We start from the raw sequence: 20222 nt of genomic DNA, 5'->3' as shown, positions 1-20222 counted from the left end.
TTTTATAGTTCTTAAAACAAATGTTTGAACTTATTTATCACGTAGAAACATCACATAATATTGGTTCAATATTTGTATGATTGCTTTAAGTTCAAGTAACTTTTCTTGAGTATTACCCAATCTTTCAACATAGCGTTGGCTTGCAATCTCTAAGTCAATTTTTTCATTAATTTGTGGCGTAATTTGAAATAACTTACGTAAATCATCAAAGTTCTGTAATTTACGATTTGAAAAATATTCAAGATGCTCTGACCATTTCTCGTTAATGACAATATTTTTAATTACGGGTCCACGCTCAGAATCAAAACTAAGTTGATTCTCTTGTAAATATTTTTGCTCTGGTGACTCTTTCGAGCCTTGAAAAAGCTGGCTTAACTTTTTAAACATTTCATCACATCATATTAGTTTCAATGTAAATAATGGAGGCCACCTATTCACCTCCATCACTTATGCTTAATTAATTTCTAGCGACTATTCGTCACCCAAATCATCTAGGAAATCTACAGTCGGTACAAAAAATAAAGTACCAGTTTGCGCAGTACTAAAGTCAAGTAAACGGTCAAGATGACCTTGTGCATTACCTAGGAACATATTTTCAAGCATTTGGCGCGTTGTACTAAATTTACGGGAATAGCCAATAAAAAAAGTACCGTATTCATTTTTTGAAGGATTCGAGAAAGGCATATTGGCACGCATAATTTTTAGTTCATTGCCCTCTGCATCATGCGCTTTACTTACCACATTATGAGCTGTTAAAGGCTTTTCATCATCACCGAGTTCAACATCATTAAACTTATTGCGTCCAATCACTTTTTCTTGTTCTGCATCGCTTAAAGCACGCCATTTTTCCATGTCATGGGTATATTTTTGAATAAATGCATAACTTCCCCCGATAAACTCAGGATCTTCACTACCCACTAGCGCCCACTGCGCAGCAATTACAGGTTCAGGGTTTTCTGTTCCATCTACAAAGCCAATAATCGCTCGACCATCGAAATAACGGAAACCATGCACTTCATCGATTGGGTAAGTCACTTTACCCAACTGTTCATTGATTATGCTTCCCAACTCATAGCAAAGAGCTTGTCGATCAGCACGAATATGAAAGAATAAATCACCAGGTGTTGAAACAGCTGTGTACTTTGGGCCTTTTATTTCTTGGAATGTTTCTAATTCTTGAGGCTTTGCTTGCTCTGGAAATAAAACATCCCATGCATTTGAGCTAAAACCGAATGTGGCATTAAATTTACTTTCTGGATAACGATTAGACAAACTTCGAGTTAACGCTGAAAAATTAGCAGCAAAATCTTTTACTTTTTCTACAACAGAATCACCTTGAGCTAACCCCAATACAATAAATAATGCATTTTCTCCAGGATGACTTGTTACTGGCTGAATTCTCATACATTCCATAAAAACAGGCCTTATTTTTACAATTTACAGTAGTAATTTAGCATACTCATTTTTTTATCGTACGATTTCTTATTCTTTTTATGTCTTGAAAGAGACTGAATTTCTCCAATCTCTTTTAAGTTTTTTTAATTTATCTTAACTACCATATTGTTGTTTTAAATATTTTACAATTTGAGCAGATTCAAACATTTTAACCCCTGTATTGGGGTCAACCAAATAAGGTACTTGCATTTTACCTTGCATAATCGGCAACAACTTTTCTCTTTTCCCATCTTTTAAAGGTACATATTTACCCGGTTTTAAGCGAAGAATAGCAGGTCCCATATCTTGCCATCTTTCTTTTGCAACATTATGCAAAATATAAGGAATTTCAAGTTCACATAACAAACCTCTTACTACTCTTGAATATGGGCTTGCTTCAAAACTCCATAGTTCAAGTTTTTGCTCAGGTGCAACTCTATTTACTATTTTTTTATTAATCCAGACTCCACGTGCACCATTCAATAACGTTCCTGCAAATGCCAGATATGGCATTTTTGGATAATTTGAAAATTTCTGAGGTGTTTGTCCTGTCTTTCCATAATGTTTAAATAAGTGATGAATAATATCTTGTGATTCGTATAGCTTATCGCCTGTATTTTCATCAATAAAAAAAGGAAACTGTAATTTACCGCCTATTTGTTTTACAAGTGAACGATACTTTGTTCCCCCTTTAGGGCACGGATAAATTTCAACATCCAAATTCAAAAGTGTAATCACTTCACGAACACGACGACAAAATGGTGAACCCTCAAATTCATAGAGTTTCAACGCTTTAACAGGTTGATTAGGAAATGCTGTACCTGTAACCCCTCTACCACCCTCAGCAATTGCAGATGCTACTGCTTGCAGTACTTTAATTTGATGATTCACCATGTCATGTTCCTTTATATTGTGGAGCTAAACTAATTTTTCCTTAGCAATCACAATTCCATTGTTATCTGCATAAATGAAATCTCCAGATTGAATTGTGACTCCACCAAAATACAAAGGAATATCTACTTCACCAATGCCCTTACGATTACTTTTTTGTGGAATTGCTGCCAATGCATGTACACCTAAATCCAGAGTTGCAAGTGCATCAACATCTCGTACACAGCCGTAAATAATCACGCCATTCCAGTTATTTTTAACTGCCGATTCAGCAATCATATCTCCCATAAGTGCACAGCGCATTGAAGCACCACCGTCCACAACCAACACCTTCCCTGTACCATCTGTTGCTAATAACTCTTTTACACGTGAGTTATCTTCAAAGCACTTTACAGTTACAACCTGTCCGCCAAAGGTTTGACGCTCACCATAACTTTTAAAGAACTTACCATCCATTGAGGGGATGACCACTTGTAAATCTTTTTCTGGGTTATCATCCAATAAATCACATGTCACAAATGGTACTGTAGACACTTTTATTCTCCCTTATCGAGTTTGCTGTATGCTCAGATTATCATATCGCTTAAATGCTTCAATTTGCGCTAGCGCCGCTACGACCATGGTATGAGCCAATTGCTCAGCACTGACGGGTTTATATTTGAATGGTTTATGCCATTTATTTTCAATGAATTTAAATAGGCTTTGTCCTAAATCTTCAATAAAACGCACATCGCTACGTTTACCAATTAATAAAGATGGTTGGAAAATCGATAATTTTTCAATATCTAAACTTTGAATATAGTCTTCGAGTTGTCCTTTTACTTTATTGTAAAAAACTGGTGACTTAGCATTTGCTCCAAGTGCACTCACAATTAAGAAATGAATATGTTTATCTTGGATCAAGTCGGCAAAATGAGCATTTATTTCATAGTCAACAGCATAAAAGGCTTTCTTTGAACCTGCTATTTTTAGAGTTGTACCTAAGCAGCTAAATGCATGAGTATGATCATTTACGTCTTCGTCATTGAGTAATAAAAAATCCTCTATGACTAGTTGAGTAACTTTTTTATATGTATTAAGTAGTTGCGATTCTTTTCTAACAACAACCGTAATTGCTTCAAATTCTGGTGTTTGCTCAAGCTGCTCTACAAGAGCTAAACCAACAAGTCCTGTAGCACCTACTACAATTGCTTTTTTCTTGCTTATAGTCATTTTTTATCCAACCTTCTTTAAGTTTGTTTCAAATTTAACCTTTTCTTACGCTTTTAGCAGCCCCTAAAACCGCTTAAAATGCTCGCAAGGCTTGACTTCACGGTGTTGATTCATCACAATATGGCACTTGTTTACGGGCTGGTGATGGTTACACCAGTTTACTGGATTGACCACAGCCCGCCCAGACCAACTTATTTTCAAGGAGTGCAAGAGTGGCAAACTCTGCTCAAGCTAAAAAACGTGCGCGCCAAAACGTTACAGCGCGTAAACACAACGCAAGCTTGCGTTCTATGGTTCGTACTTACATCAAGCGTACTTTAAGTGCAATCGCTGGTGGTGATTATGCAGTTGCTACAGAAGCTTATAAAAAAGCTGTTCCTGTAATCGACCGCATGGCTGATAAAGGCATCATCCACAAAAATAAAGCTGCTCGTCATAAGAGCCGTTTAAATGCTCAAGTTAAAGCGTTAGCTAACTAATTTGAAGCATATAAAAAAAGCCCAATAGGGCTTTTTTTATTATCTATATTTTTTGCTTTTACTGTTCATTATGAAATTTTGATACGTCCAACTCGTAAGCCTTGCCTCTCCAAATCCACCTTAATTTACAGTTGGGAAATTCATCCCCTTCAAACCATACAAACAAACCTTCCATCATTGCAGGCCAATCTGCCTTTTGTATCTGATTATTACCCGAAATTACAGCAACAATCGCAGCAATGATTGTGTCATGACTAACAGCTAAACTTAACCCACTTTTCGTTTTAGGATGAGTCTGATAAATTAGCTCCAACACGTCTAAAACACCCGTAATGGGATGTTTCATACCAGGTAATGCGTTATTCACAAAGCTATTAATAAAACCCAAAGCCCCTTGTTTACGAAAATAAGGAGCAGCCTGTTGAATATCGAGTACAAAGCTTCCCGGTTCTACCAATAGGCCTTGTTCAACAATTTCAATTGTATGCGTATTAGGTTCAGGGCTTACACCATCTGCACCTTCAATCATAAGTGCAGCAGTATCTACACAACGTTGGATTGGACTAGATATACAGTGTTGAATCACACGGTCCGTATTTTTAATTAAATAGCTTCCCCATGCCTGCGCTAGCTCACGCCCTTGAGGAGTAAGTTGCAAATCGTATCCTGCCAAGCCTTGCCCATCGACCAACTCTCTCAGCGAGTGCCGTGTAAAAAGGGTTACAGGGGTTGAAGCATCTGGCAATAAATCAATTGCTTCAAACATGCTTTTAGGCAATAAATCGAGTGCCATTTTATCGTGTCATCTTTTTTCAATACTTAGTCACTATAACATGTCTGGCATAACTCTCAATCCAAAACACCCGATTGAGCCAAAGCTTCAAATGCTATTTTTTTGCTTTGTTGATCACGAAATGCGATAAAGCCCCCGTTTAATACGGTATCACGCTGGTTATATTCAAAGGGTTTACCTTTTAAGGTGAGTAACCCCCCACCTATACTCTCTAATAATCCCTGACCTGAGCTGGTATCCCATTCAGAGGTAGGATGAAATCTAGGGTAAATATCAATTTCACCTTCTAACATCATGCAAAACTTATAAGCACTTCCCGCTTCACGTCGAATTACGGTACGTTTTTTTTCAATCGGTTCAATAAATTTATGATATTTCGGATTTTTACTACTATGGCTTAAACCAATTTGTACAGGTGCTTGTGTTGAATACGACTCTTTTTGATATTGGTACCATTGTTGTTGGCTAAAGCTATATTTAAAAGGCAACTCTTTTAAATAACCCAAATAAACAACCTGTTCACAAGGTACAACGATTACAGAAAAGATAGTTTCGCGCCCTTCAATCAAACTCAAGTTTATCGTGAACTCATCCCGCTCATGTATGAACTCTTTGGTACCATCAAGCGGATCTAACATCCAGCAAGAAAACCAATCATGACGAGCGCTATAGTCACTTTCTTCTGATAAGACAGGTAAATCTGGTGTAATTTCCGCAAGTTGTTTTAATAAAAATTGATTTACCTTTAAATCTGCTTGAGTCACAGGTGAATCATCATGTTTTTCTTGAATATTAAACTCATATCCAGCTGAATAGTTCTGATATTCTTGTAATAAAATCTGACTAGCCTCTTCCAAGATTGGTAGCAGCTGTTCAATTAAGGCATCATTGGGGCATGTTGTTGTTATAAACATAAATAAACTCTATTTTCTTTCCTTTTCATTATAAGTGAATTATGACAAATTCAGTATTCAACAAGAGTCTAGTATCCTTAAAAATACATTCTTTTTAATTGAATCATTACAATTTTTTCATAAGCTTTGCTTTAAATCTTAAATTGGTAAAGTACTTATATTCAAAAGAAAACAATATTAATTTTTGTATATAAATACTATTGTAACTTATGAAAAATAAACAACTTAACATAAATTCAAACATTTCATTTTCAAGCATTTCTTGTTATGTTCAATAGCACAATAACAAAACGGAAGACTAAAATATGATGCTATATGGATATCACTTCTCAACAATTGAAAATAACTGGGAAGACTTAACCCCATTAAACGAGTTTTTACAAACATTTGCAGATGATGATGGTGATGTGTCTCAAAGAGACAAAGAATCACTTAAAGAAATTATTGCTAAGTCAGATACTGCTTTAGCTTTGGCTAAAGAAATGGGTTGGGACGGTAGCTATACAGGTTGCCCTTATTTATTTTGGTTACCAAGTAAAAATACGCAATCATTTGAATATGGCTTTGTTTTTAAACAAACCTCAGATAACTCAACTTTTGTAATTTCACCAATTGAATTGGCTTATCTAGCACATGATGATCAGGTACAAACTTTAAGTAAGAATATTGACTAACTATAAAGGGTTATTGACTTAACAATTAAGGCAATAACCTAGCCCCACTATTGCTATTCAAACATACTTAGTTGAGGTGTAGGTTTTACAATTTTCTCTTTGGGAACATGTAAACATTCAAACTCCTCAATAGGAAAACCTTCAATAAAGCTTGAAATATCTGGTGTTTCTAAACTTAACCATTCCTCTAGACGATCATGCGGAATCACAATGACTGATCGTTTGACATCGCCCGGTTCGTGAAAGTCTTTCATCATAGGATGATCAATCGCGTCCATGGTTAACATACTTGCAGAACGGATAATGGTTTCATTCATTTTGCAAATTTCATAAATTGCTGCAATGAAAAAAGCCTGCCCATCTTTACGGCGTACAGCCCATCGTTCAGGTTTATCATTTATATATTTACTTTCATAAAACTCGGTTACAGGGATCACACCAAACTTACATTTAAGAGCAGCTTCTTGAAAACTCGGTTTTTGGAAAATTGTTTCGTGACGCGCATTATAAGTATGTTTTGCTATGTTTGTATCTTCCGCCCATTTGGGAACTAATCCAAACATGACTTCACGCCATTCAAGACCTTGTGGTGATTTGAATAATAGCGGCGTTGTGCCAGCAGGATAAACCTCATCGGCATAGCTAAAGCCGACCACAGGCAACTGAAGTTGCTGTAATTGGGCAAGCGTTAAAGGTTTAAAGTTGGCACACATAGCAAGAATAAAACACTGTACTTTTACTTCTCTTATTTTATAAGCATTTACCACATAAACCAAATGAAAAGGCACTCGAAAGTGCCCTTAACGACATAACTTTACGCTTATGAAACGTGTTGAATGCCTTGTGGAATCGCCTGCAATAATCGCTTAGTGTAGTCATGTTGAGGATGTGCATAGAGCTCGTCTGAGTTAGCGATTTCAACAACCTCCCCATGATTCATGACCATGACTTGATCCGAGATATATTTCACAACCGATAAATCATGTGAAATAAAGATATAACTTAGTCCGAACTCATCTTGTAAGTCCTGTAATAAGTTAAGTACTTGTGCCTGAACTGAAACATCGAGTGCCGAAACAGACTCATCACAAATTAAAATTTCAGGCTTTAGCGTTAAACAACGTGCAATAGCAATACGTTGACGTTGCCCACCCGAGAACTCATGTGGGTATCGATAATAAGCTTGTTCAGGTAAATTCACTCGTTCAAGTAACCCAAGTGCAATTTGTTTACGCTCCGCATCATCTTTACCAATATTATGAATTTGCATAGGCTCTAATAAAATCTGCCCGATGGTAAAGCGTGGGTTAAGCGAAGCATATGGGTTCTGAAAGATAATCTGAATCTTTCTTTGATATTTAGCAAACTCTTTTTCAGTTAACGAAAGAATATCTTTACCCTCAATGAAAGCTTCACCACCTGTTGCTTCATGTAAACGCATGAGCAAAAGTCCCACAGTAGTTTTGCCTGAGCCAGACTCTCCCACTAAACCAAGCGTTTTCCCTTTTGCCAGTTTGAAAGAAACACCTTTTACTGCTTGAAATTCTTCTTTTCCAAATAACCCTTTACGGCTATAAAAGCTTTTTTTCAAATCCTTTACTTCTAAGACGATTTGCTCATCGCCATTTAAACCGCGTTTACGCTGTGGAATTTCTGAAACATCAAAGCTTTGTTCGACCAATACATTGTCTTCTTGACGCATAAAGTCGCTAGTCACAGGCAAACGATAAGGTCGCTGTGACATTTGAGGACGACAGTAAAGTAAGGCACGGGTATATACATCTTTAGGTTGCTCTAGAACTTGTTCTGCAAGACCTTGCTCTCTAATTTCACCATGACGCATCACAATAACTTGATCTGCAATTTCACCCACCAAAGCCAAATCATGCGTAATAAAAAGCATCGACATTTGACGGCGCTGGCGCAATGATTCAAGCAGATCAATAATTTGTTTTTGAATGGTGACATCAAGTGCCGTAGTCGGTTCATCGGCTATCAGTAACTTAGGTTCACAAGCAATCGCCATTGCAATCATGACACGTTGCTGTTGACCACCAGACAGCTGGTTAGGATAAGCATCAATTTTCGTTTCTGGTGAAGGTATCCCGACCTCTTTGAGTAACTCTAAAACACGTTGACGGGCCTGTTTACGACTCATACCCATGTGTAAACACAACACTTCTGCGATTTGATTACCTACCGTAAAAACGGGATTTAATGATGACATGGGTTCCTGAAAAATCATGGCAATATCTTTACCACAGATTTTTCGCATATCTTTACGGGATAAGCTGAGTAAGTCTTGACCTTCAAAAGCAATCTTACTTTTTTCGTCAATTTTACTTTGACCTACAGGTAGTAAGCCCATAGTTGCCAAAGAAGTAACTGACTTGCCGCTACCCGACTCACCAACTAAAGCGACAGTGGTATTTGCTGGAATATCAAAGGAAACTCCTTTAACAGTTTCGATATACTGCTTGTCTTCACCTTTAAAGCTTACACGTAAGTTTTCAATGTGGAGTAATGGGACACTTTTTTGTTGTTCTGACATTAGGTTTTCCTCTTATTTTAGTTTTGGATCTAATGCATCACGCAGTGCATCAGTAAACATTGAAAATGCCGTAACTAAAACAGCCATTGCGACAGAGGCTGCGACAAGCTGCCACCATTTTCCTAAAAGAAGTTCACTTTGCGCTTCATTTAACATACTTCCCCAAGACACTACGCCGACAGGTACACCGAAGCCTAAGAAGCTCAAAATAACTTCAGATTTAATAAAAGAAACCACCAAAATTGACATTTGAACCAAAGCAATATGGCTGACATTAGGAAAAATATGAATGAACATACGGCGGAAATGTCCAACACCAATTGCCTTGGCAGCCAGAACATATTCACGTGAGGTATGTTTCATATACTCAGCACGAATTAAACGGTAAACACCTGTCCAGCCCGTTAAACCTAAAATTAGAACAATAGATAAAATGCCCTTTTGTTGCAGTACGGCAGCTATCGCAAGTACTAATAATAAATATGGAATGGAAGTAAAAATGTTATAAAACCAGTTAAGGATGTCATCTACCCAACCACCAAAGTACCCTGAAATCGCCCCTAGCAGTGTGCCTAAGGTTACTGCGAGCAATGCTGAAACTAGCCCTACAATAATTGAAGTTTCAGCACCTTTAATGGTTTTTTTAAGAACATCTTGCCCCCATTTGTCGGCCCCAAATATAAGCGTACTTTTTAGTTCAGTTTGCTGATCGAGTAAGTGTCCACCTAGTTGCTGATCAATTGCTTTCATATCATCAGCTAGCGGGTCAACTACACCATAATAATCAATTGCACTTCCAGAGCTCTTTTCTTGTTTAATTTCAGCCTTGAGTTGGTGAATGACATCTTTTAAAGGATCGACTGGATTTTCCGGTAATTCCTCATCTACAGCAACTGTCTTTTGCAAAGCTTCATTTGTTTTATCTGCACCTATAAATGTAGGAGGTGCATAACTTACAGCAACTTCTTTATTCCAGTCCGATGCAATCACTCCCGTAAATGATAGTAGTAATACGACCAGATAGAACAGCACAACAATGAGTGATGCAATTGCAATTTTGTCAGCCCGAAGGCGACGCATTGCAAGCCGCCATAAACCCGCTGAAGCAGGCGTTGTCTGGGTTTGTAATTTTCTTTTTGATAAAACACTTAGCATAACCCACCTACTTCAACTGTACACGTGGATCAACCACTTTGTAGACTAAATCGGCAATCAAGTTAAAAATCATGGTTGCAGCTGCAATGTAGACTGTAATTGCTTTAATCACAGGAAAATCACTTCGCTCAACTGCGATAATTACTTCTCGACCAATACCGGGAATACCAAAAAAACGTTCAATTAAAAATGCACCTATGAGCAACGCAGGCAAAGTCGCCATCACATCGGTAATAATAGGAATTGAGGCATTACGTAAAACATGTACACCTAAAATTCGGCTTTCACCTACACCTTTAGCACGTGCCGTTCTAACATAATCTTGGTTAATCTCATCAAGCACAAAACTACGGTATAATCTTAAAGTAGGTGCAATACTCACCACCAACATAATTAAAATTGGAAGTAAGGCGAACTTAAATAAATTATCGGTAAAATTATCGCTCCAGCCCTGCACTGGGAACCAACTTAACTGATAAGCCAGAACATATTGAAAAACAATAATATAAACCAAGATACTAATCGACATCCCAATGGTACATAACATCATGACCATACGATCTGTTAAAGAACCACGTACAGCCGACACAGCCAATGCCAAGCCAATTGAGATAACGGTTTGTAAAATAGTGAGTGGAATCAAAAGCGTTAGTGAAGGCCCCAAGCGGGTTAAAATAATTTGTGAAACCGGTTCTCCCGTACTCCAACTTGCGCCATAGTCAAAAGTGAGAATCTGCTTAATAAAAATCCAGAGCTGAACGTAATAAGGCTGGTCTACTCCTAGCTGTTTACGAATGTTTTCAATCTGCTCAGGATTAGACATCTTACCTGCCAAAATATAAGCTGGATCTCCACCTACCCAGTTAAAAAGAATAAAGATAAACAGTACTACTCCCAACATGGTTGGAATCATCTGCCATAACCGCCGAATAACATATGCCAGCATAGTGATAATTCCTTATTTAACCCGTTGTCCGGTAATTTCATTAAAGAATGCTTTATTGTCAGGATCACGACCAAGGAAATCTTTAACCAACTCAGCTGCCGGTTTTTGGCTACCCTGCGATAAAATCGTCTGACGGTAACGTTGCCCGACTTGTGGGTTATTTAGGTTGTCACCATAAGCAGAAAGCATATCGAGAGCTAAAACCTCAGACCACATATAACCGTAATAACCCGCTTGATATCCACCCATTAAGTGTCCAAACTGTCCAGGAAACTCTGTTGTTGGTACATATCCCAAGGCCGTAGCTGCTTCCATTTTTTGCCAAGTTTCTAAAGGTTTTACTTTTAAGGCATCAGCCGTATGAAGTGCCATATCGTACTGTGCATAAAGCGTTTGACGTGCATAACGTAAACCGCGCCCATAGTTATGTACTGCTTTTAAACGGGCAATTAATTCATCATCAACTCGTGGACATGCTGGATCACAATAATCAGCTACTTTAGACAAAGTTTCCTTACGGCGTGCCCACTCTTCATACATTTGAGACGGCGCTTCTACAAAATCACGCTCTACAGAAGTTCCAGACTGACTTGCATAACGGGTATTAGATAAAATGCCATGTAAGGCATGACCAAATTCATGAACAAAAGTTTCTAACTCGTCACTATTTAAACCTTTACGGTTAAAGTTTGTGACAAGTACTGACACGGGTAAGCGGTTAGTTAAAGTGCTACCACCATATACTCCCCAAACGGCAGCATGACCATATTTCCCTTCGCGAGGGAATTTATCCATATATAGAGCACCGAGAAGCTTTCCTGTCTTTTTATCGACTACATCGTAATACTCAACTTCGCTTTGCCATGCTTTAACTTTGACAGGTTTAAAATAAATACCATAAAGGTCAGATGAAATTGCAAATAACCATTTTTGTGCCGCTAAAGTCGGGAAATAATCACGAAGCTTTTCCTGATCAATTTGATATTTGCTCTTACGAAGTTTCTCACTCCAGTAAGCTTCACTCCAACGCGTTATCTCGGTTTTATCTAATGATGTTTTTAAAGTTTGTGCTTTAAATGCTCGGAGCTCTTCTACTTCTTTGCGCTCAAGTGGTGCAACCGTTTTTTGTACTTCTGCCAAAAACTGATTTACAGCTTCAGGCGTTTTTGCCATACGCTCCTTTAACGCCCAATCTGCATAACTTGCTTTTCCAAATAACTGCGCCAGTTCATAACGTAAATCTATTGCCTGTTTGAGTAATTTTAAGTTTTGTTCAGTACCACGTCGTGTAAAGGCGATTTGGTATCTTTTTCGGGCATCATCATTATCCGCGAGTTCCATAAATGGGCGATATTCAGGATACTCAAAACCTAATAGATAGTTACCATTGGCATTTTTCTTTAACCCTGAAATATAACTTTCCGGCAGACCTTTCATCTCTTCAGGCGTAAATTCAAGTTTTTCAGGGTTATCACGAATATTTCGGCTATATTCTTGTTCGAGTTTAGTCAATTCATCAAGAATCGCTTTCATTCTTGCACGTTTAGCTGGTTCTAATTGAACCCCTGTGTCCTCAAACTGATCCAAAATATCCTGACGGTATTTTTTATCTATCGGATCAGTCGCTTTTGTATTTTTAATTACATTATATAATTTTGAGTTTTGAAATATATCGGTATGTAACTGATTAATTTTGATTTCACAGTCTTCTGCTGCTTTACGTAATTTTGCATCTGGATCTACATTACTATATAAACCGACAGGTCCTGAAAAATCTTCAAGGTGAGCAAAAATTTTGTCCCACTTTGCTAATATCGGAGCGGCGGTAGCATCAGTTTTAACAGGTGTTTGTTCGAAATTTGAAATCTCTTGCTGGATTTTTTTTAAATTAGAATCGCACCATGTGGGAAGTTGCTCTGCTTTAAGTAATGGTAACGTCGCACGTGTCGTCTCTGCCGATGCAAACTGACTTATACCTATCGTCAACATACATAAACTAGTCATTTTCAGTGTGTTATTTTTCATCGTATCTCCAATTTTTTTCATTTAATGATTAGATTTCGTATTTGTATCAATATCGAAGTACATCCATTCAGCATGTAAAATCGGATGCTTCTTATATCCAATGATTCGTGGTTGAGCCAACATATTTCTATAACGTGCGTACAACACTTGCACTGGCATATACACTTCTAACAAACGTGTCATTTTTCGATAAATCACATCTCGTTCTGGGCCAGGCTTAACCTGCTGAGACTGACGATATAATTGATCAAACTCTGGTATTGAACCGCAAGACCAGTTGGTCATATGAGTGTTCGGGCCATAAAAATTCTGCATAAAATTATCCCCATCTGGATAATCGGCAATCCATGCAGAGGAACCAAACATTCCATCACACTGTTTTTGCGCCCGAATGAGATCTGAAAAGAGCATTGGTTTGTAAACCATACGAATATTCAAACTGTCAAAGTTCTTTTTCCAAAGCTCAGCGCTTTGCTGACCAATACTGTCATTGCGCGCCATATATTCAATAACAAGGGGCTTACCATTTGGTTGTGTCCGCCAACCTGATGCATCTTTTTTATAGTTATATTTATCTAATAATAAATTTGCTGCTTTGACCGAATATGGGGTACTGCTTCTATATTGAGGTTCAGCCCCTACTACACCTGGTGGAACTGGAAAATGTAGACGCTCAGCATCACTATTACGTACTAATTTAATTTCTTGATCTATTGAACGAGACATTGCTATTGCACGGCGTAAAGCGATTTTTTCTTTGCTCATTCCTCCAACAACAGGATTCTTAAGATTCCAATAGTTATAACTAATTTCCGGATCAACAATACGAGATAAATGCACCCCCTCTTTTGCAAGCTCAGTACTTAATTTACCGTCTTTAATCGCTTTCGAGACTAATTGCCCTTCAAGTTGAATGATATCAACTTCACCACGCTGAAATGCTAACCATCGTGACTGGTTTTCTTCCATTACCTGAATATCAATTGTGCCGATTTGAGGCATTTGTTTACCTTTAAGGCGTTTTACAATTGCTTGGTCCTCAGCACTACTGGCTACAAAGTTCCAAGTAAAACCGCGATAATCAGGATTCGCTTTTAAAACAATACGCGAAGCAGGCACCCACTTACTGAGCATATAAGGTCCTGTCCCTACTGGATGCCCCATAACAAAGCCAGATTTATCTTTATATTTTTCGATAACTTCACGTGCTACAGCCCCTGTAGGGTCATGTGCTAGTAATAAAGGAAAGTTATAATCAGGCTTCACCAACCGAATAACCAAAGTGTACTTATCAGGTGTTTGTAAACCGCTCACACTTTGATCGTAGTTAAACTTTCCTGTTTTACTGGCTGATTGTACTAACGCATCCATACCTTCAATTTTGTTCTCCAACAACCAGCTATTTGGCGAACGTAAATTTGGGTCCAATAAACGCTTAAAAGAGTACGCATAATCGTAAGCCGTTAACTCTCTAGGTTTGCCTTTAAAAACAGGGTCTGGCGTAAAATAAATACCTTTTTTAAGGTGAATAGTATAAGTCAGACCATCTGCACTCACTTCTGGCATAGCGGTTGCGATTTGGGGAATAAGCTTTGCTGGCCTTGCTAAATAGTCATAGGTATATAAAGTTTCAAATATCGACGTGGTTACATGTGCCGAATATAAGTCATGGATATACGCTGGGTCGAAACCTGTTTCAGCAGTGGGGAACGTATAATGGAGAACTTTATTTGGATCGGCTGGGCTTTTTGCAAAAATAGTCGTGGTACCCGTTATTGCCATACTGGCAAATAATAGACCTACACTACAATGCTTGAGCTTTTGTTTTAAATTTTCAGTCATGATGATCTTTATCTAAATTTATTTTTTAATAGGGGTAATATCAAGATATTGCCAGTTTGTATTCATCATAGGGTGAGGTTTAAAACCCTGAACTTGTGGGCGTATCAACCAATTACGAATTCGAGTTACATGAATAATCCAAGGATTATCAGCTTCTATCTGGCGATTAAGCTTTTCATAATATGGTAGACGTTGTTGCGGTGGTAAATGAATGGCCTGAGTGTAAAGAGCATCATATGTTTTAGACTGATAACACGCATGGTTCCCTTGCCCAGCATTTGGTCCATATAGTAATTGTGCAAAATTATCTCCTTCGGGATAGTCAGCAATCCATGCCCCACTCCACATCATATATTTACATTGAGTTGCGGCTTTTAAGTTATCTGCAAAATTACTTACTTTAAAATCAGCACGAATGCCAATCACATCTAGATTTTTTTTCCAGAGCTCTGAATGAATAACGGATGCTGAGCTATTTTCATTGTTAATTTTTAAAACTAAAGGCTTGCCATTTGGTAAGGTCCGATAGCCATCGGCCCCTTTTTTATAACCATAATAATCAAGTAATTTATTTGCTAGAACTGGATTGTACCCAACACTACTTTTATATTTTGGGTTATATCCATTTACACCTTCAGGTATAAACATTTCCGCTCTGACAGCCTGACCTTTATATGCCTGTTTTATGCTTTCTTTTTGATCATAAGCTAAAGTAATTGCTCGACGAAGCGCTATTTTTTCAGGACTAAAACCACCAATGACAGGGTCTCGCATATTCATCATGGTATAAGTAATTTCAGGTTCTTTATATGGGAAATGTTTAATGCCTCTTTTCTGAAAAGAAGCTTTAAGTTGATTGCCATCTAAAGCTTGCGGAACTGCATCTGCTGTAAGTCTATCAAAATCTAATTGACCAGACTGGAAAGCTAACCATCTTGATTGTTGTTCTTCAATGATACTGACCACCACCTTGCCAACTTGCGGCATTTTCTTTCCAGACATTTCCTTAACAAGTTGGTTATCCCAAGGCGTTCCTGTTGACTTAAAATTCCAGACAAAACCACGATAATCAGGATTGGCAACCAACTCGACCTTACTTCTTGGAACATATTTACTTAACATGTACGGTCCAGTACCTACTGGATGCATACCGATACGGTCACCATAATAATCAACAACCTCTTTGGCAACGCCGCTAAATGTAATATAGGCAAGAATATAAGGAAAATTAAAGTCTTGGCGAGTTAAAGTAAATTGTAGAGTATAGCGATCAGTCGCTTTAAGCCCTGCAATTGGCGCAGCATAATCAAATTTTCCTGCTTTTTTTGCTTGAGCTATCACTGCATCGGCACCCACCAATTTTCCATCCAGAAAAGAAACGGAAGGCGCTCTGTTTTTAGGGTCTAAAATACGTTTAATTGCATAGACATAGTCTTCAGCTACCAACTCGCGGCGTTTACCTTTAAATGCGGGATCATCTGTAAAATAAATACCTGGCTTAATTTTAAATATATAAACTTTACCGTCTTGTTCAACCTTAGGCATGCTTTCAGCCGTATAAGGAACCAGTTGTACTGGACGTGCCAAATAATCATATTTAAGTAGAGGTTCAAAAATAGCTTCTGCAATACTTGCACTATAAAAATTAGTGGTTTTAACCATGTCAAAACCATCATCTGGTGCTTCATAGGCAACATGCAAAATCTTGTTGGGTTGTGCTGGCGTAATTGCGTAAGCACATGGAACTGATGTAATAGCCAAACTTAAAATGGCGAGCTTAAAAAATTTTAATTTCAAGTTCATATCCACATAACTAATTTTTTTAAAAGACATTAACCTTTTGAGTAACATCTAAACCTGCATAAGAAAAGTTCTTTTTCAGCAGATAGGCCTATTTGGGATTTGTAATTTACTTTCCTTTATCATCATTTTTATTTGATCAAATGGAAAAAATAAACTTAAGCACCCAGTGTTTGTAACTACTGAATATAAAGCGAATTTCATGCCATCTATTGGCAATCATCATAAAATATTTGAGATTATAAGAAATTCATATTTTTATTAGGTACTTAAATTCATTTGAACTATATAAATAAAAGTCACTTTTTGCCAAATATTATATTTGCATAAGTTAATCATTGAACACCTTAAATGCACAATAAAAACACACAAATGTATCATTATGAATCACAAAAAAGCATGCATACAAAATTACTAATTTCAACTTAATATACTAATATTATTAAAAATATTAGAAATAAATAATGATTAAAAACAGTATAACATTACATACAAGAAAGTTCTAAAACAGCACATTTTTCTGTATTAAGCATGTGAAGAATCTAGCAATGTATATTTTTTATACAAATTTATTTGGAACTTTTAGCCACCATTAAAAAAATTACCAAATGGAAAACTTTTTATCCCTATAAAAAATCAAAAGCACTGTTCGCAACCATAATAAAATCAATATTTATCAATATTTTGCATAAACTAAAAAAAGAAAAATATATAGTTGGCACTTGCTTTGCTTAAAAACTTTCCAGCAATATCGCTAACTACAACAAAAAGGGATCAAATCCACGATGAAAAAAAAATACAATGTTCGATCTCAGGTAACCCCCAAGATCGGCAAGACAATACTTAAATTAAGTACCCTTAGTTTAAGCATGATGTGTCTTACCATGGCACAAGCAGCAGAAACAGAACAATCAAGCAATGATGATAAACCTGCAAAAGTCGTAAAAGTTGCTGTTACAGGTTCTTCGATCAAAGGTGTTGCAGCACAAAGTGCTTCTCCTATTACCATTATTAAAGGCGAAGATCTCGCTAATGCTGGCGTTACTACAGTTGAAGAAGCATTAAACCGTGTAAGTTCCAATCAGGCAGGTTTTTCAACTGACCAAAATGTGGGTGCTAGTAATACTGATGGTTCTACCGCTAACCTTCGGGGTTTAGGTAGCGATAAAACACTCGTTTTACTGAATGGACGACGCCTCGCAGCGAACCCTTTTGGTACTTCCACCGTAAACCTAAATATTATTCCTTTGGCAATGATTGACCGTATTGAGATTTTACGTGATGGTGCATCGGCTGTGTACGGAGCCGATGCTGTTGCGGGGGTTATCAACTTCATTACAAAAAAAACATATAAAGGAGTTGGCATTAGTGCAGGCTTACTACAACCAGAACAAAGTGGTGGTGACAAACAAGATGTTTCTATTTTTGGTGGCTACGGAGACTTAGATGAAGATGGTTTTAATATTTTTGGTGTCGTAGATTATCGTCGTACTAACGGCATTATGGCAAAAGACCGAACAATTTCAAAACGTGGAGATGTATTACCGGAACTTGGGCTAGATGGCCGCTCTGCTAACTCTTTTACTGCAAATTTTTATGATCCTGTCTCTGGAGTTTCAGGAAATCCATATGCTCAAAATGGGCAATGTCTTGGAGGAACATCTGAATCAGCTGAGGACGGCTTTTGTTATACAAATACTCGTTCTTTAATCGGGATTAAACCAGATTTGGAAAATGTATCTGTGTTAGGACGTGGTACATTTAAAATTAATGATAATTTAAATGCTATTGGTGAATATATTTATTCGCGCAGTGAAGTTGTCACTTCCGTTGCTCCAGATCCTTATAGCCGTAGTAATCTTGCGACTCGTGTTACTATCCCGAGTGACAGCCCATATTATCCAGGAAATGGTATTGTTCCTAATGTTGAAGGATTAAGTGGCTCACCACTTGAACTTTATTTGCGTTCCCAAGCAGGAAATCGTATAGCTAAATCTATTAACCAATCTCATCGTCTTTTTGCTGGTTTAGAAGGTGAAGTGTGGGGTTGGGATTTAAACACTGGTATAACATATGCAAAAAGTGAAGCATCTGATAATTTCGTTAATGGGCAATTAAGCAAATCTAAATTACAAGATGCTTTAAATAACGGAACATTGAACCCATTTGGTGAAAGTAGTGATCCAGATATCTGGAATACTTTATCAATTAAAGGCAAATACAATGAGGCAACTTTAGAATCTACTACTGCAGATTTCAGTATCAGCCGTCCTATTTTCAGTTTACCTGCTGGTCAGGTTGGTTTTGCTTTAGGAGGAAGTTTTACAAATCAAGATTGGAAGCAACACATTAATGCAGATTTAGTCCGTCAAGCTCCTAGTAGTGGTACAGACCCTGATAAACCCGATAATTCTGGTGACCGTGATATTACATCTGCATTTGCAGAATTACAAATACCTATAACTAAAACAATTGAGGCACAACTTGCGGCTCGTTATGACAACTATAGCGACTTTGGTGACACCTTTAATCCTAAATTCGCGATCCGTTGGGAACCATTAAAACAACTCATGTTCCGTACCTCATATAGCACAGGTTTCCGTGCACCAAGCCTATATGAGATTAATGCGGCTCAAAGCAAAACTTATACTGGCGCAAGATATAATGATCCACTTTACTGCCCAGGCGGTGAGGTTGTAGAAGGGAAAAATAAAAACGATTTTTGTAATAGACAATTTATGAAATTACAAGGTGGCTCACAAGATTTACAGCCAGAAGAATCAAAATCATTTACTGCGGGCTTTGTTTTTGAACCAATCAAAAACTTAGTACTTACCGTTGACTATTTCAATATTAAAATTGATGACCTAATTGCTCAAGTAGGCGAAGCTACAATCTTTGGCGAACCTGAAAAATACTCATCTCTTTTTGTAAGAAATTCTGATGGTACTATCGATTATGTAAAAACTAATTTATTCAACTCGGGTGGTATGAAAACAGAAGGTTTTGATATTAGTCTAAACTATTTAACTCCAATGACATCCACAGGCCGATTTGGCTTTGGAATTGATGGAACTTACGTATCCAAATTAGATTACCGTGACTCAAAAGCTGAACCATGGACTGGTCGGGTTGGCCTATATGAAGACCCAGCCGTTGTACGCTGGAAGCACACAGCTAATATTAACTGGGCATATGAAAATTGGAGATTAGTTTTCGAACAACAATTTATACGTGGTTATGATGATCAAAATCAGATAGGTGAAGAACAATACGATCATCACAAAGTTAGTGATTATACGCTTTACAATATTTCTGGGACATATAAAGGCTTTAAGAATCTTGAGCTAACAGCCGGTATTAAAAATATTTTTGATGAAGACCCATCTGCTTCAAATGTTTTAGATAATTTCCAATATGGATATGACCCTCGGTATGGTGACCCAACAGGACGTACATACTACTTACGTGGTACTTACAAGTTCTAACTGGTTATTTTGTAAACA

General features: G+C 37.4%; 17 protein-coding genes. 3 read left to right on the top strand and 14 right to left on the bottom strand.

Features of this window, described 5'->3' with window-relative positions; translation table 11 throughout:
• Window positions 1-30 precede the first annotated feature (30 nt).
• The 5 genes from MSG95_RS02680 to MSG95_RS02660 all read right to left on the bottom strand — a co-directional run bounded on the left by MSG95_RS02680 (window position 31) and on the right by MSG95_RS02660 (window position 3537).
• Window positions 31-387: a hypothetical protein gene (locus MSG95_RS02680; RefSeq protein ID WP_077163997.1), complete on the bottom strand. Its 357-nt coding sequence runs from the start codon at window positions 385-387 to the stop codon at window positions 31-33.
• 84 nt (window positions 388-471) lie between these two features.
• Window positions 472-1404: a Dyp-type peroxidase gene (locus tag MSG95_RS02675; protein WP_077165468.1), complete on the bottom strand. Its 933-nt coding sequence runs from the start codon at window positions 1402-1404 to the stop codon at window positions 472-474.
• A 144-nt stretch (window positions 1405-1548) separates the two neighbouring features.
• Window positions 1549-2328 (bottom strand): glutathione S-transferase N-terminal domain-containing protein, encoded by a 780-nt coding sequence (locus tag MSG95_RS02670; RefSeq protein WP_039251363.1) that lies wholly within the window; start codon window positions 2326-2328, stop codon window positions 1549-1551.
• 24 nt (window positions 2329-2352) lie between these two features.
• Window positions 2353-2859 carry a ribonuclease E activity regulator RraA gene (gene rraA, locus MSG95_RS02665; RefSeq protein ID WP_039251364.1) on the bottom strand — a complete coding sequence of 169 codons (507 nt, stop codon included), beginning with the start codon at window positions 2857-2859 and terminating at the stop codon, window positions 2353-2355.
• Between the two features lie 12 nt (window positions 2860-2871).
• Entirely contained in the window at window positions 2872-3537 is a 666-nt protein-coding gene (locus tag MSG95_RS02660) for an NAD(P)H-binding protein (protein ID WP_039251365.1), read from the bottom strand.
• Between the two features lie 212 nt (window positions 3538-3749).
• Between MSG95_RS02660 and rpsT the strand changes: the two genes are divergently transcribed.
• The gene (gene rpsT / locus MSG95_RS02655) at window positions 3750-4016 is read left to right on the top strand and encodes a 30S ribosomal protein S20 (RefSeq protein WP_002117906.1); all 267 of its coding nucleotides are present in this window, start codon (window positions 3750-3752) and stop codon (window positions 4014-4016) included.
• 58 nt (window positions 4017-4074) lie between these two features.
• On the opposite strand, the gene MSG95_RS02650 is transcribed toward rpsT, so the two are convergent.
• Both MSG95_RS02650 and MSG95_RS02645 read right to left on the bottom strand, forming a co-directional pair.
• Window positions 4075-4809, bottom strand: coding sequence for a histidine phosphatase family protein (locus tag MSG95_RS02650; RefSeq protein ID WP_151819411.1), 735 nt, complete (start codon window positions 4807-4809; stop codon window positions 4075-4077).
• Between the two features lie 56 nt (window positions 4810-4865).
• Window positions 4866-5723 carry a 3'(2'),5'-bisphosphate nucleotidase CysQ family protein gene (locus tag MSG95_RS02645; protein WP_077165466.1) on the bottom strand — a complete coding sequence of 286 codons (858 nt, stop codon included), beginning with the start codon at window positions 5721-5723 and terminating at the stop codon, window positions 4866-4868.
• Between the two features lie 305 nt (window positions 5724-6028).
• On the opposite strand from MSG95_RS02645, the gene MSG95_RS02640 reads away from it, so the two are divergent.
• Window positions 6029-6397 carry a hypothetical protein gene (locus tag MSG95_RS02640; protein ID WP_039251368.1) on the top strand — a complete coding sequence of 123 codons (369 nt, stop codon included), beginning with the start codon at window positions 6029-6031 and terminating at the stop codon, window positions 6395-6397.
• 53 nt (window positions 6398-6450) lie between these two features.
• On the opposite strand, the gene MSG95_RS02635 is transcribed toward MSG95_RS02640, so the two are convergent.
• The 7 genes from MSG95_RS02635 to MSG95_RS02605 form a co-directional block, all read right to left on the bottom strand.
• Window positions 6451-7110, bottom strand: coding sequence for an SOS response-associated peptidase family protein (locus MSG95_RS02635; RefSeq protein ID WP_213033562.1), 660 nt, complete (start codon window positions 7108-7110; stop codon window positions 6451-6453).
• A gap of 107 nt (window positions 7111-7217) precedes the next feature.
• Window positions 7218-8948 (bottom strand): ABC transporter ATP-binding protein, encoded by a 1731-nt coding sequence (locus MSG95_RS02630; RefSeq protein ID WP_077165464.1) that lies wholly within the window; start codon window positions 8946-8948, stop codon window positions 7218-7220.
• 12 nt (window positions 8949-8960) lie between these two features.
• Window positions 8961-10103: an ABC transporter permease gene (locus MSG95_RS02625; RefSeq protein WP_077165463.1), complete on the bottom strand. Its 1143-nt coding sequence runs from the start codon at window positions 10101-10103 to the stop codon at window positions 8961-8963.
• Between the two features lie 7 nt (window positions 10104-10110).
• Window positions 10111-11049, bottom strand: a complete 939-nt coding sequence (locus MSG95_RS02620; RefSeq protein WP_004709076.1) for an ABC transporter permease — start codon at window positions 11047-11049, stop codon at window positions 10111-10113.
• Window positions 11050-11061: 12 nt separating this feature from the next.
• The gene (locus MSG95_RS02615; protein WP_077165462.1) at window positions 11062-13095 is read right to left on the bottom strand and encodes a M3 family metallopeptidase; all 2034 of its coding nucleotides are present in this window, start codon (window positions 13093-13095) and stop codon (window positions 11062-11064) included.
• On the bottom strand, window positions 13096-14919 hold the full coding sequence (locus MSG95_RS02610) for an ABC transporter substrate-binding protein (RefSeq protein ID WP_077165461.1): 1824 nt from the start codon (window positions 14917-14919) through the stop codon (window positions 13096-13098).
• Window positions 14920-14934: 15 nt separating this feature from the next.
• Window positions 14935-16725: an ABC transporter substrate-binding protein gene (locus MSG95_RS02605; RefSeq protein ID WP_077165492.1), complete on the bottom strand. Its 1791-nt coding sequence runs from the start codon at window positions 16723-16725 to the stop codon at window positions 14935-14937.
• 776 nt (window positions 16726-17501) lie between these two features.
• Here MSG95_RS02605 and MSG95_RS02595 point away from each other — a divergent pair.
• The gene (locus tag MSG95_RS02595) at window positions 17502-20204 is read left to right on the top strand and encodes a TonB-dependent receptor (protein WP_077165460.1); all 2703 of its coding nucleotides are present in this window, start codon (window positions 17502-17504) and stop codon (window positions 20202-20204) included.
• Window positions 20205-20222 lie beyond the last annotated feature (18 nt).

The sequence above is a fragment of the Acinetobacter sp. IK23 genome (genome assembly GCF_035615275.1).
In the GTDB taxonomy this organism is placed as follows: domain Bacteria; phylum Pseudomonadota; class Gammaproteobacteria; order Pseudomonadales; family Moraxellaceae; genus Acinetobacter; species Acinetobacter seifertii.
The sequence above is the reverse complement of the archived record's forward strand: the minus strand, read 5'-3'. Positions and strand labels throughout refer to the sequence as shown.

Bases quoted from the DNA above. Each gene is read 5' to 3' on its own strand.
- MSG95_RS02625 (WP_077165463.1), bottom strand. From the start codon at position 10,103: ATGCTAAGTGTTTTATCAAAAAGAAAATTACAAACCCAGACAACGCCT.
- MSG95_RS02670 (WP_039251363.1), bottom strand. From the start codon at position 2,328: ATGGTGAATCATCAAATTAAAGTACTGCAAGCAGTAGCATCTGCAATT.
- MSG95_RS02630 (WP_077165464.1), bottom strand. From the start codon at position 8,948: ATGTCAGAACAACAAAAAAGTGTCCCATTACTCCACATTGAAAACTTA.
- MSG95_RS02615 (WP_077165462.1), bottom strand. From the start codon at position 13,095: ATGAAAAAAATTGGAGATACGATGAAAAATAACACACTGAAAATGACT.
- MSG95_RS02635 (WP_213033562.1), bottom strand. From the start codon at position 7,110: ATGTGTGCCAACTTTAAACCTTTAACGCTTGCCCAATTACAGCAACTT.
- MSG95_RS02620 (WP_004709076.1), bottom strand. From the start codon at position 11,049: ATGCTGGCATATGTTATTCGGCGGTTATGGCAGATGATTCCAACCATG.
- MSG95_RS02650 (WP_151819411.1), bottom strand. From the start codon at position 4,809: ATGGCACTCGATTTATTGCCTAAAAGCATGTTTGAAGCAATTGATTTA.
- MSG95_RS02595 (WP_077165460.1), top strand. From the start codon at position 17,502: ATGAAAAAAAAATACAATGTTCGATCTCAGGTAACCCCCAAGATCGGC.
- MSG95_RS02660 (WP_039251365.1), bottom strand. From the start codon at position 3,537: ATGACTATAAGCAAGAAAAAAGCAATTGTAGTAGGTGCTACAGGACTT.
- MSG95_RS02645 (WP_077165466.1), bottom strand. From the start codon at position 5,723: ATGTTTATAACAACAACATGCCCCAATGATGCCTTAATTGAACAGCTG.
- MSG95_RS02640 (WP_039251368.1), top strand. From the start codon at position 6,029: ATGATGCTATATGGATATCACTTCTCAACAATTGAAAATAACTGGGAA.
- MSG95_RS02675 (WP_077165468.1), bottom strand. From the start codon at position 1,404: ATGAGAATTCAGCCAGTAACAAGTCATCCTGGAGAAAATGCATTATTT.
- MSG95_RS02680 (WP_077163997.1), bottom strand. From the start codon at position 387: ATGTTTAAAAAGTTAAGCCAGCTTTTTCAAGGCTCGAAAGAGTCACCA.